Genomic DNA, 12,915 nt, shown 5'->3' on the forward strand with positions numbered 1-12,915 from the left:
CATGAGTTTTGTATTGAACGACGAAGAGCAGATGCTGCGTGACAGCGCGCGCAGCTTCCTTTCCGAAACCGCGCCGGTTACCGCGTTCCGCAAGCTGCGCGACGACAATAATCCGGACGGCTTCTCGCGTGATCTGTGGTCATCCATGGCCGAGATGGGCTGGACCGGCATTCTGGTCGAGGAAGGCCATGGCGGAGTGGAACTTGGCGTATTTGCCGCCGGCCTCCTGCTGCAGGAGATGGGCCGCACGCTCACCCCCTCCCCCTTCCTCTCCACCGCCGTGCTGGCGGCAACGGCGCTGCGCGTGGCGGGCAGCGATGCGCAAAAGGCCAAGTGGTTGCCGAAAATCGTCTCCGGCGGCACCGTGATCGGCTTTGCGGTGGATGAGCGCGCCCGGCACAACCCCGAACACATCAACACCACCGCCAAGAAACAGGGCAATGGGCTGGTGCTGAACGGCACCAAGCGCTTTGTCGCCAATGGCGCGGCGGCCGATGCCGTCATCGTCGTGGCCCGCAATGAGGACGGCGCGCCCTGCCTCGTGCTCGTCGACTGCAACCAGAAAGGCGTGACCCGCAAGGCCCGCCGCACGGTCGACAGCCATCTTCCCGCAGACTTCACCTTCGAGGACGTCGCGCTCGACGGTGATGCCCTGCTGGACGGCGCAGAGGACACTGAAGGCGCGCTGAAACACATTCTCGATGTGGGCCGGGCCTGCGTGGCCGCCGAAAGCCTCGGCGTTGCCGAACAGGCCTTCGATGTCACGATCGACTACATCAAGAACCGCGAGCAGTTCGGCGTGCCGATTGCGAGCTTCCAAGGCTTGCAACACCGCGCCGCACACCTGCTCTCGGAAATCGAGATGGCCCGCTCCATCGTCATGAAGGCGCTGCGCACGCTCGACGAAACGCCCTCGCAGGCGCCGATCTGGGCGGCGGCGGCCAAGGCCAAGGCAACCGCCGTGTCGCGTCTTGCGACGTCTGAAGGCATCCAGATGTTCGGCGGTGTCGGCATGACCGACGAGTACGATATCGGCCTCTACTACAAGCGCGCACAGGCCGCTGGTGAATTCCTCGGCGATGATGCCTGGGGCGCAGGCCAGGTGGCGAAGCTTTCGGGGTATTAGACGACGGCCCTTCCTCCTTTTCGTCATTCCAGAAAGCGCGTCACGGCTTATCTGGAACCTGGAACCCTTATGATTTCTGGGTCCCCGCTCGGGGGCAGGGACCCCGGTGGTTTATGCCACTCACCTCTCAACCGGGTTCCCGGGCTTGCCTGTCCCCGTGGAAACGGGGAACCCGGGGTCCAGCTTTTTTTCTTCCGGCACCGCCGTCTTCTCCGCGTTTCACCGGCGAACGCCGGTGTCCAGCTTTCTGGGCCCCGACTTGCGTCGGGGAAACGCCTGGGAGGGCTCCCGCCCCCGTTCCGCCACAATCGCGCCGGACGGTGTTAACCATGGACGGGCGGGAGCAAGCTGACACCAAAGACAACCCACACGGCACGGGCGGGGCGATGGCCCGCGCCCTGCTGATCCTGGGTATTATCCTGTTTCCGCCGGGCGTGATGCTACCCCTGTTCGAGGCGCAGAGCCTGATCGTCTTCAAGGTCAGCTATTCCATTCTGGACACCATCGCCGCTCTCATCGGCGCGCGCGAGCCGGTGCTGGCCCTGCTCATTGCGACCTTCTCGCTCGGCACGCCGCTTTTGAAAGTGTCCATGCTGATCGCCATCCACCGCCTGCCCCCTTCGCGCGTCAGCCCGGTGGCCATGCGCTGGATAGAGCTATTGGGCAAATGGTCCTTCACCGATGTGGTGGTTGTGGCGCTAGCTATCGTGATCTGGTCGAACGAGGCGCTCTCCACCGCCGCCAGCCAGCCGGGCCTGTGGTTCTTCGCCGCCAGCGCGCTCAGCCTGATGCTGGCGTCGGGCGTCATGGCGCGCGATTTGAGAGAGCGGGGTGTGGGGCAAGTGGCGGGCTGAAAATGGCGACCCCGGCAGGATTCGAACCTGCGACCATTCGCTTAGAAGGCGAGCGCTCTATCCAGCTGAGCTACGGGGTCAATCACGCCTGCCGGACCGCCAGCAAAGCCAAGGTCAGTGCGACCAGGGCTCTTTACGGTCGGCAGCAAAGTTGGACGCGTAGGATTTGATGCGCCGCGTGGTCTCGCGCGCCTCGCGGATCTGGAAAGGTATGCCATAGCGCTTGGCATAGGCCACCGCCTCGTCGCGCGTATCAAAGGAGAGATGCACCTGACGGCGGGTATCGCCCGAGCCCGCCCAGCCCATCAGCGGATCAGGGCGCTTGGCCTGCGCGGGTTCAAACTCCAGCACCCAGGCTTTGGTCCGGGCGCGGCCCGATTGCATGGCATTTCGCGAAGGCTGATAGATACGTGCGAACATCCCTGCCTCTTTCCTCGCTCGTCCGGGCCAAAGGCCCGGCCGTCAACAATGCTGGTCGGGGCGGCAAGATTCGAACTTGCGACCCTCTGCTCCCAAAGCAGATGCGCTACCAGGCTGCGCTACGCCCCGAATTTCGTGTGCATCGTTTAGGCAAAGCCGTGCGCACGCGCAAGGCCGGGACGCGCCCTACTCCTCAGCGGCCTCTTCCGTGCCGCCGTCAGCGTCTTCTGCGTCCGGTTCAACGGCGTCCTCTGCGGCTTGCTCGCCAGCATCCGCGTCGTCGGCGTCCACCATCGGCTCATCGGCCATATCGGTGCCGAAAAGGGCGTGACGCACCAGATCACCGGGCGCAATACCGGTCTCGGCAGAGCGCCCGCCAGCGATTTCCAGCACGGCCAGAACCGGGAAGTCCGACGGCAGGGAGCGGCGCGAGAGCGGCTGCGCATTGGCGACGATCTTGGCAATGGTGCCGTCCTCGCGGATGAAAATGATGTCCAGCGGGATCAGCGTGTTGGCCATCCAGATGGCGACCGGCTGCACGACTTCAAAGTCGAACAGCATCGCCTCGTTGGGGCCCATGGACTCGCGGTACATCATGCCACGCGCGCGGGCGGCGTCGGTTGCCGCAATCTCGGCAACGAACTCCACCGGGCCTTCGGCTGTTTCAACGATGACCGGGTCCGGCCCGCCATACTCCACCACCGCGTCCGGCGCGGTTGGATCGGTCTGGGCATGAGCCGCAGCGAACAGGACAAGCGCCAGGAACGGCGCGGCGGCGGAGAGGATGAAGCGCTGTATTGTCATGAGCGCACGCTAGCCAAGCCGGTGGCCTCGCGCAATCGCTCTTGCAGCCGGCCTTGCGGCCATTGTGCAGTGCAAAATGCGGCTTGCCTCACGCGCTCAAGCCGTTATCACACCGGCAAAACCGGCCCGGCCGGCCGGGCAAAAACGATCCAGGAAGGCTCCCCGTCATGCGCATCGACCAGATCTCCGCCGGTGTTAATCCCCCAGAGGACATCAATGTCATCATCGAGGTGCCGGTAGGCGGCGAACCGGTGAAATACGAAATGGACAAGGCCTCCGGCACGGTTTTTGTCGACCGCTTCCTGCACACGCCCATGCGCTATCCGTGCAATTACGGCTTCATGCCGCACACGCTGTCAGAGGACGGCGATCCGATTGACGTCATGGTGCTGGGCCAGACCACGCTGGTTCCGGGCTGCGTGGTGCGCGCGCGGCCCATCGGCGTGCTGATGATGGAAGACGAAAGCGGCATGGACGAGAAAATCCTCGCCTGCCCGCACCCCAAGCTGACCCCGCTCTATGACGACATCGTGGAATACACCGATGTCACCAAGGCGCAGATCATGCGCATCACCCACTTCTTCGAGCACTACAAGGATCTCGAGCCCAATAAATGGGTGAAGATCATCGGCTGGGCGGATTCAAAACGCGCGCAGGAACTCATCATGGCATCGCTGGAGCGCGTGAAGGGCTGACAAAGCGGTTTGCGACCCTCGCGGCCTGTGCTGGTATCTCACTCCATAAGCAGTGAGATAGCGATGAAAAAGACCGAATTTGTCAGTGAAACCCTGCCCGGCGACCCGGTAGAGGCCTATGTGAACCCCGATTTCATGGGGTCACCGGATGCGCGCCCATTGCGCATTCTGGCCGAGTATCTTTACCCGAAGAAACAGTTCGAAACCCACAAGGTGGACGACACGATCCTGTTCTTCGGATCAGCCCGCATCCCTTGCCGGCAGGATGCCGAGGCGGCGCTGGAAACCGCGCGCAAGACCAGCGCGGACCTCAAGGCCGCAGAGCGCGCGGTGTTCATGTCGCAATATTACGAGGCAACGCGCGAGTTGGCCCGGCGGCTGACCGAATGGTCCCTCAATCTGGAGGACTGCCAGGAGCGCCGCTTCGTGGTCTGTACCGGCGCCGGCCCCGGCATCATGGAAGCGGCCAATCGCGGCGCCAGCGAAGCGGGCGGCGAGACGATCGGCCTTGGCATCACCCTGCCCAAGGAAGAAACCAACAACCCTTATGTCTCTCCGGAGCTCAATTTCGAGTTCCACTACTTCTTCACGCGTAAGTTCTGGTTTCTCTACCCGGCCAAGGCGCTCGTCCTGATGCCGGGCGGGTTCGGCACGCTCGATGAGCTGTTTGAAACCCTCACCCTCCTGCAGACGCGCAAGATGAAAAAGCGCCTGCCGGTGGTGCTCTTCGGATCGGAATACTGGGACAAGGTGTTGAACCTGCAGGCACTGGCCGATTTCGGCTCGATCAACCAGGAAGACCTGGACCTGATCTACCGCACCGACAGTGTGGACGATGCCTTCGACTATATCGTGGACGAGCTGTGCAAATACGCCCTGCCCAATCCCGGCAAGGGGATGTAGCCAGGAGGTATCTGCCGGTGAGGGTCGTGGCGACGGCGGTGTTGCTGCTGGCGGTTCTGGTAATCCACCTTGTGATTTACCGTCCCGTGCAGTTCCTGCTGATCCACGCGCTGATATAGGGCCTGTACTTGTAAAAAAGCCCGGCGGTTTCCCGCCGGGCCTTCACATGCACTCTCCGGTTCCGGCCTACTGGCTGTAAAGCTCGGAGATGTGGAGCTGCGCGTTCGCATTACGCGCTGAAGCATAGGTGCCCACCCAGATATCGTACTGGCCGGACATAGGGCTGTTCCAGCGCAGTGACGGGTTCAGGCCGTTGCCACCATCGTCATTGCAGTACCAGCGCCCGTCCGGGCCGTTGATGACCAGCGTGGTATCCGTGCCGGAATTCACCGAGATGATCAGCGGCAGGCTGCCGGCCTGGAAGTTGAGGCGGACGTCCGGCGCGGTGGCAACATAGCCGCGGCAGCTGCCGCCCAGCGTTTGCGAAGCATTGTTCTGACCGCCCGATTGCAGGTTGATGACATACGGATCAGGCGTAAAGCCGCCGCGCAGCGACACGGTGCCGTAAATCGGATTGAGGCGATAATCCTGCGCCATGCCCGCGGCAGCGAGCATTGCGACGCCGATAGCGGCGGTTGCGACAGTACGAAGCATGGTCGTGATCTCCAAATGCGACCGGCTCGGCTCTCCGCCCCGGCCATGATGCGTCCCTCTTGCGAAGCAGACGCTATAATGAGGTCATGACATGGTAAAGCTAAAATACGCCGGGACTTTGATTTTTTTGCCAATCTGACAGCAAAGATCAGGCGGAAGACACCAAGATTATCACGATGACAGTGCAGCCATGTGCCGCCATGACAGCAAGTCACCGGGCATCTGGCGGACAGTCCACTGATAGGGCGTCTCGCTCCACGGCAGGATATAGGGGGTCATGTTGTCGAGCACATAATCCCCCTCATCGGTGCTCACGACCAGCACGGCGTGGCGGCCTGTCGCCAGCGAGTAACCAACTGCCAGAAACAGGGCGCTCTCCGGCACGCCAGCGGCGATGAGGGCCTGGCGCTTCTCCAGCGCATAATCCTCGCAATCCCCTTCCCCTGTACCTTCCAGCGTCAGTGGCAAGGTCCAGTATTCGCCAACCCCGTAGATCTCCTGGTCGTCACGGGGCCGGATCTGCATGTTTACGCTCTGGTTGACGCGGTTCAGAAGCCCGAATAGCTCCGGCGCCATCACCAGCCGTCCTTCGGCATCCACGCCAGCGCCGTCTTCCTGGGCCTGCTCCGGCTGTTGTCCGGTGTGCTTTTGCGCTTCCTCAACCGCGCCCGTATCCGCATCGTCCCACTCTTCGTCGCGGGTGACACTGCCGGCTTCCAGAAGGGTGATATCGGGCGCCGCGCGGCGCACCTTGGCCCCGTCCCCGGATACTGTTGGCAGCGTGGCACCTGTAGCGTCGGCCTCGCTGGTGTCCGCACTGGCAAGTGCCAGCGCCGGCTCCCCATGGGGAGTTGCAGCCTGCGCCAGCCCGCATATCTCCGGCGCGCGCCGGCACAGATCGATCAGGCCTGCCGGGGGCATGGCCACGCCCGCTACCGGCATGTGCGATGAGGCCTGCGGCGTGGTTGCGCACGCGGTCACAGCCAATCCGGCAAGACATGAAACCGCAAGGCCGCGCACGATGCGCGTCAGTGATTTGGGATCCAACCCGATCATGACCACCCCTCCGTCCTGTTATCGGAGAGTGATCTTGAATAATGGGATTTAAGGTCACGCTATTTATTATAGTTAAGATATTATTTATTGTAGCATTTTTTATAGTTAACTGCGATTAACAATAATGCTGGATTTACATCTGTAAGCATTGTTGAAATTTTGTTTACCATGATTTCTGCCGGATCCGGCTCCCCGTCTGGCGCGGCCATGCCTCCGCCGGGACGCGGAACCTTCGGGGAAGCGCCCTCACGCAAGCCGCTGCCTCAGGAGCCGCGCGCCAGCACAGTCTCGATCTCGGTGCGCAGTCCGCCAGAGGTCTCTGATGAGAAGCGGTGCAGCCAGCGCCTGTCCCTGATGGCCTGGGCACCCAGCTGCAGCCGGATGCCGCGGCGGTTGAGTTCGGTAAGCTGATCCCACGCTGAAGCGGCAATCTGCAGGCGCCATCGCAGCATGTTCCGCTCGCCATAGGGCGCAAGGTAGAAACTTTGGGCCAGTGCGGCCTGCCCGGCATCGGTCAGCTGGCCATGTTCTGCCAGATCGAGCCAGACCAGCCTGTTCCAGGCCGCCACCAGCCGCGGCTCGCGCTCGATGGCGGCTCGCGTGGCACGCCCGGCAAACTCCAGATCGGCGATGTCCGGCTCAATGGCACGCGCCGCATAGGCGTCCCGCAGATAGGCCGATGGCGGCAGGCTGCCCTGCTGTGCAACCGCATGCATCGCTTCCGGCGTCAGCGTGTGGGCGAGATTGGCTTCAACACGCATCTGGCCCTGCCAGCCGGCAAGTCCGGCCACACAGGCCGCGGCCAGCACGAAAGCAAATCTGGAAAATACTGGCCCGGCGCCGCCGGCCGTTTGAGAGGGCGCGTGTCTGCTGCGCCCGGCGGCGGCGACCCCGGCACCAATGCCGAGAACCCATGCCCACCACCACATCACACCGGGCACTTCCAGGGCGAAGTCCGTCAGCCCATGCAGGATCACGAACGCCGATATACAGATGACTGCCCGCAGATAGCCACGTTGGCGCCGCCGCACGCTGAAGCCCTGAGCGACACGCGATATCAGCCATACCACCGCCGCCCACATGACCAGCGCACCTGTCCAGCCAGCCTGCAGCAGCCATTGCAGGAAGACATTGTGAGCGGCATTGGTTGTGCCAAGCGAGCGGACCGTCTGGCTGGTCGTGAGGAGGTCATTGGTAAAGGCAAAACTGCCAAGACCGTGACCGGCCAGCGGGGCAAGCGCCACGGCGTTCCAGTAGACAGCAAACATCTCGGCTCTGGCGTTGTTGTCGATACTCTGGCCGAAGCGCGTGGCGGCAAGCTCCCCCGACACGGTCCATACCAGGCCGGCAATGACCAGAACCGCGACAAGCCCGGCAACGCCCAGCCCCGCACTGCGCTGGCTGACACCGCCCTGACGGGTCCACGCCAGAACATGCCAGCCTGCCAGCGCGAACGCGCTCAGCGCGCCGAACAGTATCCCGCCCCTGGAAGCCGTCAGCACCAGACAGGTTACCGGCACCAGTACCGCGACCAGTGACAGGGCCAGACCGGTCACGTGACGATTGAAGGCCGCCCAGCTTCCAACACTGCGCCTGATCTGGCCCAGCAACTCGCAAAGCCCCATGAGAGCGATCACGCCAAAGAAGGTTGCCGCCGTGTTGGCCGACAGGAAGCCGGCAGACAGGCGCGGCATGCTGCCGGTGCGCGGACCGAGCGTGAAATCGGCAAACGCCCAGATGCCGATCAGCACGCCGGCGGTCAGGCTGGCGCGCCACAGGCGTGCACCGGCATCTGGCTGGCTGGCGCTGCGAAAGGCGATCAGCCAGATGCAGCCGGCCGCGGCCAGGGCGGCAAATTCCGGGGCGGCGGTATCCATCCAGCCCATGGAGGCCTGAAAAATCGCAAAGGCGCACAGTGCAGTCAGCCCGACCCACACCGCCATGACGGGCCGGAAGGTGTGGCTGATAAGGGCTGCCAGCGCGGCAAGCGCGATCACTGCACTAGAGAAAATGGCCTTCGCCGCGGGGATGTCCGCGCCGAAATACACCGCTGCGCCAGCCAGTAATGACAGACAAAGACCGGCAGGAAAGGCCAGCCGCGCATATGCCGAAAGGGATTCTGGCATTCTCGCGCCCGGGCCGGTCGATTTAGAAGAAGCGTTCGGCCACCCGGATCGTGTCACCCGGCTGCACCGGTGTGTTCACGGTCAGCGGGTACTCGACCTCCAGAGCCGAGCCGGCCCGCTTGATGAAGACACGCCGCGTATTGGCGCGGTAGGTAAAACCGCCCGCCGTGGCCACCGCATTGACGACGGTCAGGCCGGAGGTAAACGGGTATTCGCCCGGCTCGCGCACCTCGCCCATGATGTAGAAGGGGCGGAAATTCATGACCTCGGCGCTGACACGCGGATCATTGAGATAGCCGTCGCTGAGAGAGGCTTCGACCGCGCGCTGAAACTCCCGCAGGGTCAGGCCGCCTGCTGTTACCTCGCCGATAAGCGGAAGCGAGACCGCGCCGCTGCCATCCACGGTATACTCGCCGGACAGCGTGTCCTCGCCGAAAACGATTACACGCAGGCGGTCACCCGATCCCAGACGGTACTCGCTCTGCTCGCGCTGCTCCTCGGACGGGTCGGCAAGAACGACCCCGGCCCCCGTAGCGGCGTCGACAAACTCCGCCGATGACCCCGATGTCGCACAGGCAACGTTGGAGAAGGCGAGAACGAGCACAAGCAGAAGGCGGTACATCAGGTATCCCCTCGATACGTCCGAAGTGTCCAGCATGACCGTTTTGGTGGCCATGCCAACAGCTAGCCCGCTGATTTAGCGTTCCCCACGCCGCGATTGCAAGAAAGTTACGCTACCGCCTTCCAGCCGGACCGCCGTCAGAACACCTGTGAGATAGGCTCCGGTGTCGATCCCGATGCGCCGCGCATCATGATGATAATCCTGCTCAGGCGTGTGTCCGTGGACAACCTGGTATTCAAAATGCCGCGGCGAATTGATGAATTTCTCCCGGATCCAGTAGAAATCCTGCTCGCTCTGCTCTGACAGCGGCTTGGCCGGATCCACGCCGGCATGGACGAAAATGTAGGGCGCCTCGACAACATACGGTTCCAGCCCGTCCAGAAAGGCCCGGTGATGGGGCGGCATTGCCGCAATCAGCGCCTGCTGCGCCTCCTGCCAGGCCTGGCCCCCGGCCTGCGCGGACGGCAGCTTCACCCCGTAGCCGGCCATCGTCTCGCCGCCGCCATACTGCGCCCAGACCGGCCCGGCCGCCGGGTCAGCCAGGAAATCCAGCATGGCCTCTTCATGGTTGCCTTTCAGGAAGCGTACCGCGAACGGCATGTCCGCCAGGGTGGACAGCCGCTCGATGACCCGCGCCGAGCCAAGCCCGCGGTCGATATAATCACCCAGCATGATCAGGGTACATTGCGTGCCATCGCCGGCAGTGAGCGCATCATCTCGGATCCGCGCCAGCATCGTGTCGAGAAGATCGTCCTGCCCGTGAACATCGCCAACGGCATAGAGCCGCACGCCCGGCGCAAGGCCCGGCCGGGCTGTGGCACGCGGACGCGGCGTGAACAGGGATTTGAGCCGGTCAAACATGAGCGGATGTATAGGCCGCACAGCCTGTCACCGCAACGCGCCCGGCCGGCCGGCACGCCCGCGCGCAGCACGCACGCGCCACCGGCCGGAAAAACGCTAAAAGCGGGCGACTAATGCCTTGACATTGCGCCGTTCCGGACAAACGGTCCGGCCCGGGCAGCGTCTGGCACACAGCGTGCATCGGCATGGCTGGCAGGCATTGCGGCCACGCGGGGAGTGATGGACAGTTCTGACAACATGCCCGGCCCGCAAACCCCGCACCGGACGAGCCTGCGCGCCCGCGTGACGCGGCTGGCTTCGGGGCCAAAAACCGCAAAGGTCGCCGGCCTGACAATGCTGCGCGTCCTGGCAGCGCTGGCCAGCCTGATCTCGGTCATGGCGATTGTGCGTCTGTTCCCGGCGGACGCGGCAGGCGAGTTCTTCGTTTTCCTGACAGCTGCGCAATTCGTGGCCGGAGCCACCCTAGGCCCGCTTCTGATGCTATCGATCCGGTTCGGAGCAGTTCACAAGGCCGATGGCGACCGCGAGGCGCTGGGTCGGCTCATCCTGTTTGGCGGCGGTGCGATTGTCCTCGTGACCGGCCTCGTATTTCTGGCCCACCCGCTGGTGACGCAAAATGGCGCGCTTGTTCCCGGCGAGGCATGGGTCTTCGCCGCCGTGGCGGGGTTGGGCGGCGCCGTGATTTTTCTCGGCGCACTGGCGCGCGTGAATGACAAGGTCATCGGCGCGGTACTGCCGGACAATGTGCTACGGCCCGCAGCGCTGGCACTAGCCGCTACCCTGTTATGGGTAGCAGGCGCGGCGACATTTCCGGCACTCAGCGCAGCGTATTGCATTGTGCTGCTTGCGGTCGGCGCTGTGCTCGCGCTGATGGCGCCCTGGCGGGCGGCGGGCCTTCCGCGTGGGGGCTTTGACAAATACCGGCCCTACTTGCGCGCCTACGGGCCGCTGGCGGCCTACGGGCTGGTATCAACCGCGCTGACCACGTTTGACATACTCATCGTCTCCGGCGCCGTGTCGATCGAAGCCGTACCCGCCTACAAGGCCGCCATCCAGTATGCGATGCTGCTGACTACCGGTGTGATATTCGCCAATCTGATCTACGGCCCGCAGATTGCGATAGCCCACGCACAAGGCGACCTGCCCGCTCTGCAGCGCCTGGCCCGGTCCTCCTCGCGGCTGGCGCTGGGGTTTTACGCGATTGCCTTCGCGCCGCTGCTGACAGGCCCGTTCCTGTTCGAACTTGCCTTTGGCGCGGTAGGCCGCGAGGCATGGGGGCTGGCGCTGATCCTGTGTGCCGGCAGGTTCGTCAATGCCTGGTTCGGCTCGGTCACGAACATTGCCAACCTCACCGGACGCACGACATTGCTGGCCCTTATGCAGGGGGGAAGCGTTGTTATACTGGTCGTACTGGGCTCGGTTCTGGGCGGACAGCTTGGAAGCGCAGGCATCGCTATCGCAGCGTCCACGGCATGCATTTTGTGGACAGTGGGCACCAAAATACTTCTTTCGCGAGTCACCAGGTTAGCTTTCGGGCCGTTTGCAGACGGAACAACAAAATAAGCATCTCTAGATCCCGGAATACCAATGACCAATATAATGCTAACAATAGCCCTATCAATAATCGCAGGTTTTACATTTGCGATGGAATGGAAGCTGCGAACATTTACATTACTAATTTGGCCATTTATAGCTATATACACTATAATACCGCTACTTCTTGCATCCATGCATATAATTGATATCGTGGACGCGCACATACTAAGTAACGCCGTATTAATTGCGATATGCATCACCACCCCCTACTCAATTACATTCTTTCTTCTGAACTATCAAAATCTGAGAACACCCCGCACAAACAAATTGAATATATCTAATATATATAAACCAATTCCATATATATGCATTGCTGTTGTTTTTATTATACTGGCAATCAACAACATAGGATTTAACACCATATTTATCTCCACATGGCGCGATCAAACTCAGCTTGGATTTGGAGCCGTAATAATCTTGTGGAGCCTTAGTCTTCTGTCCGGCCCAATGGCGGCTGCACTCAAACATAAAGAATATTTATTATTCTTAAGCGCCTTAATAACATTTATCATTATACTGATATTCTTTAGAACAAGAGCAATACTAATTATTGCCTTGTTTCCACTGCTCATGATTTTGATAGAAAGCCGTAGAAATCATTTTCTTTCAATAGTTACTTTCGCCTTCGCCCTGTTTTTAAGCGCCAGCATGGTCAGAGCAATTCGGTTTCAGGGCCGTTTGGACAACGTAGTGTCCAATGGAAATCTCACGCAAACTTTCGCAAAAATAATCTCTGATACTTTCGAAACAGGAGACCTATCGTCGTATAAGTACTTTTTATATATCGTACGAGATTGCGGAGCGCATATAAATTGTTTTAATGCCACCACATCGATGCGTGTTTTTGAAATACTTGGATTAACTAGGCTCGATCAGGCACGCTTGGAATACTATCTGTTTGATCAGTACAACATTCAAGGGATAGGAGGCTCAATACACCCGACCTTCTACGGGATTGCCTATGGTGATTTTGGGCTAATAGGAGGCATGATATTTGCAGCTTCGCTCGCAGCATTACATACAGCCTTCCGGGCATTACGTTCGCCTCGGTATGCCCCCTACGTGATCGGCTTTTTCGGGCCGTATTGCTTGTTTTTCGCTCGCGGAAGTTTTTACAATTCGTTTTCAGCATTAGTGGTCGGGATAGTTATCGCCCTGTCCATTTCGCTCATCACAAAGCGCAGGCACTAAATGCAAG

Annotated in this window: 13 protein-coding genes and 2 tRNA genes; 6 read left to right on the plus strand and 9 right to left on the minus strand. The window is 61.3% G+C overall.

Features of this window, described 5'->3' with window-relative positions:
- Position 1 precedes the first annotated feature (1 nt).
- Positions 2 to 1,126, plus strand: a complete 1,125-nt coding sequence (locus tag IEV75_RS03555; RefSeq protein ID WP_188451169.1) for an acyl-CoA dehydrogenase family protein — start codon at positions 2 to 4, stop codon at positions 1,124 to 1,126.
- 329 nt (positions 1,127 to 1,455) lie between these two features.
- Positions 1,456 to 1,980: a paraquat-inducible protein A gene (locus IEV75_RS03560; protein WP_188451170.1), complete on the plus strand. Its 525-nt coding sequence runs from the start codon at positions 1,456 to 1,458 to the stop codon at positions 1,978 to 1,980.
- A 3-nt stretch (positions 1,981 to 1,983) separates the two neighbouring features.
- On the opposite strand, the gene IEV75_RS03565 is transcribed toward IEV75_RS03560, so the two are convergent.
- The 4 genes from IEV75_RS03565 to IEV75_RS03580 form a co-directional block, all read right to left on the minus strand.
- Positions 1,984 to 2,060: transfer RNA gene (locus tag IEV75_RS03565), tRNA-Arg, on the minus strand.
- 34 nt (positions 2,061 to 2,094) lie between these two features.
- Positions 2,095 to 2,400 (minus strand): ETC complex I subunit, encoded by a 306-nt coding sequence (locus tag IEV75_RS03570; RefSeq protein WP_188451171.1) that lies wholly within the window; start codon positions 2,398 to 2,400, stop codon positions 2,095 to 2,097.
- A gap of 52 nt (positions 2,401 to 2,452) precedes the next feature.
- A tRNA-Pro gene (locus IEV75_RS03575) sits at positions 2,453 to 2,529 on the minus strand.
- 57 nt (positions 2,530 to 2,586) lie between these two features.
- On the minus strand, positions 2,587 to 3,204 hold the full coding sequence (locus IEV75_RS03580) for a DUF192 domain-containing protein (RefSeq protein WP_188451172.1): 618 nt from the start codon (positions 3,202 to 3,204) through the stop codon (positions 2,587 to 2,589).
- A gap of 167 nt (positions 3,205 to 3,371) precedes the next feature.
- Between IEV75_RS03580 and ppa the strand changes: the two genes are divergently transcribed.
- Together ppa and IEV75_RS03590 are read left to right on the plus strand one after the other, a co-directional pair.
- On the plus strand, positions 3,372 to 3,899 hold the full coding sequence (gene ppa / locus IEV75_RS03585; protein WP_188451173.1) for an inorganic diphosphatase: 528 nt from the start codon (positions 3,372 to 3,374) through the stop codon (positions 3,897 to 3,899).
- A gap of 63 nt (positions 3,900 to 3,962) precedes the next feature.
- Positions 3,963 to 4,802, plus strand: coding sequence for an LOG family protein (locus IEV75_RS03590; protein ID WP_188451174.1), 840 nt, complete (start codon positions 3,963 to 3,965; stop codon positions 4,800 to 4,802).
- Positions 4,803 to 4,988: 186 nt separating this feature from the next.
- On the opposite strand, the gene IEV75_RS03595 is transcribed toward IEV75_RS03590, so the two are convergent.
- The 5 genes from IEV75_RS03595 to IEV75_RS03615 form a co-directional block, all read right to left on the minus strand.
- Complete coding sequence (locus tag IEV75_RS03595; protein WP_188451175.1) at positions 4,989 to 5,456, minus strand: peptidase S1; 468 nt, start codon at positions 5,454 to 5,456, stop codon at positions 4,989 to 4,991.
- A gap of 171 nt (positions 5,457 to 5,627) precedes the next feature.
- Positions 5,628 to 6,512 carry a transglutaminase-like cysteine peptidase gene (locus IEV75_RS03600; RefSeq protein ID WP_188451176.1) on the minus strand — a complete coding sequence of 295 codons (885 nt, stop codon included), beginning with the start codon at positions 6,510 to 6,512 and terminating at the stop codon, positions 5,628 to 5,630.
- A 263-nt stretch (positions 6,513 to 6,775) separates the two neighbouring features.
- On the minus strand, positions 6,776 to 8,638 hold the full coding sequence (locus IEV75_RS03605) for an O-antigen ligase family protein (RefSeq protein ID WP_188451177.1): 1,863 nt from the start codon (positions 8,636 to 8,638) through the stop codon (positions 6,776 to 6,778).
- A 22-nt stretch (positions 8,639 to 8,660) separates the two neighbouring features.
- Positions 8,661 to 9,314 carry a polysaccharide biosynthesis/export family protein gene (locus IEV75_RS03610; protein ID WP_217982970.1) on the minus strand — a complete coding sequence of 218 codons (654 nt, stop codon included), beginning with the start codon at positions 9,312 to 9,314 and terminating at the stop codon, positions 8,661 to 8,663.
- Positions 9,315 to 9,335: 21 nt separating this feature from the next.
- Positions 9,336 to 10,121 (minus strand): metallophosphoesterase family protein, encoded by a 786-nt coding sequence (locus tag IEV75_RS03615; protein ID WP_188451178.1) that lies wholly within the window; start codon positions 10,119 to 10,121, stop codon positions 9,336 to 9,338.
- A gap of 219 nt (positions 10,122 to 10,340) precedes the next feature.
- Here IEV75_RS03615 and IEV75_RS03620 point away from each other — a divergent pair, with 219 nt between their 5' ends.
- Positions 10,341 to 11,684: a lipopolysaccharide biosynthesis protein gene (locus IEV75_RS03620; protein WP_188451179.1), complete on the plus strand. Its 1,344-nt coding sequence runs from the start codon at positions 10,341 to 10,343 to the stop codon at positions 11,682 to 11,684.
- A gap of 24 nt (positions 11,685 to 11,708) precedes the next feature.
- Complete coding sequence (locus tag IEV75_RS03625; RefSeq protein ID WP_188451180.1) at positions 11,709 to 12,908, plus strand: O-antigen polymerase; 1,200 nt, start codon at positions 11,709 to 11,711, stop codon at positions 12,906 to 12,908.
- Positions 12,909 to 12,915: the final 7 nt, after the last annotated feature.

Source organism: Glycocaulis albus (assembly GCF_014639075.1).
Lineage (GTDB): Bacteria > Pseudomonadota > Alphaproteobacteria > Caulobacterales > Maricaulaceae > Glycocaulis > Glycocaulis albus.

Excerpts from the sequence above, each read along its gene's own strand:
- IEV75_RS03610 (WP_217982970.1), bottom strand. The coding sequence starts at position 9,314 with ATGGCCACCAAAACGGTCATGCTGGACACTTCGGACGTATCGAGGGGA.
- IEV75_RS03555 (WP_188451169.1), top strand. The coding sequence starts at position 2 with ATGAGTTTTGTATTGAACGACGAAGAGCAGATGCTGCGTGACAGCGCG.
- IEV75_RS03615 (WP_188451178.1), bottom strand. The coding sequence starts at position 10,121 with ATGTTTGACCGGCTCAAATCCCTGTTCACGCCGCGTCCGCGTGCCACA.
- ppa (WP_188451173.1), top strand. The coding sequence starts at position 3,372 with ATGCGCATCGACCAGATCTCCGCCGGTGTTAATCCCCCAGAGGACATC.
- IEV75_RS03590 (WP_188451174.1), top strand. The coding sequence starts at position 3,963 with ATGAAAAAGACCGAATTTGTCAGTGAAACCCTGCCCGGCGACCCGGTA.
- IEV75_RS03570 (WP_188451171.1), bottom strand. The coding sequence starts at position 2,400 with ATGTTCGCACGTATCTATCAGCCTTCGCGAAATGCCATGCAATCGGGC.
- IEV75_RS03595 (WP_188451175.1), bottom strand. The coding sequence starts at position 5,456 with ATGCTTCGTACTGTCGCAACCGCCGCTATCGGCGTCGCAATGCTCGCT.
- IEV75_RS03605 (WP_188451177.1), bottom strand. The coding sequence starts at position 8,638 with ATGCCAGAATCCCTTTCGGCATATGCGCGGCTGGCCTTTCCTGCCGGT.
- IEV75_RS03560 (WP_188451170.1), top strand. The coding sequence starts at position 1,456 with ATGGACGGGCGGGAGCAAGCTGACACCAAAGACAACCCACACGGCACG.
- IEV75_RS03580 (WP_188451172.1), bottom strand. The coding sequence starts at position 3,204 with ATGACAATACAGCGCTTCATCCTCTCCGCCGCCGCGCCGTTCCTGGCG.
- IEV75_RS03620 (WP_188451179.1), top strand. The coding sequence starts at position 10,341 with ATGGACAGTTCTGACAACATGCCCGGCCCGCAAACCCCGCACCGGACG.
- IEV75_RS03600 (WP_188451176.1), bottom strand. The coding sequence starts at position 6,512 with ATGATCGGGTTGGATCCCAAATCACTGACGCGCATCGTGCGCGGCCTT.
- IEV75_RS03625 (WP_188451180.1), top strand. The coding sequence starts at position 11,709 with ATGACCAATATAATGCTAACAATAGCCCTATCAATAATCGCAGGTTTT.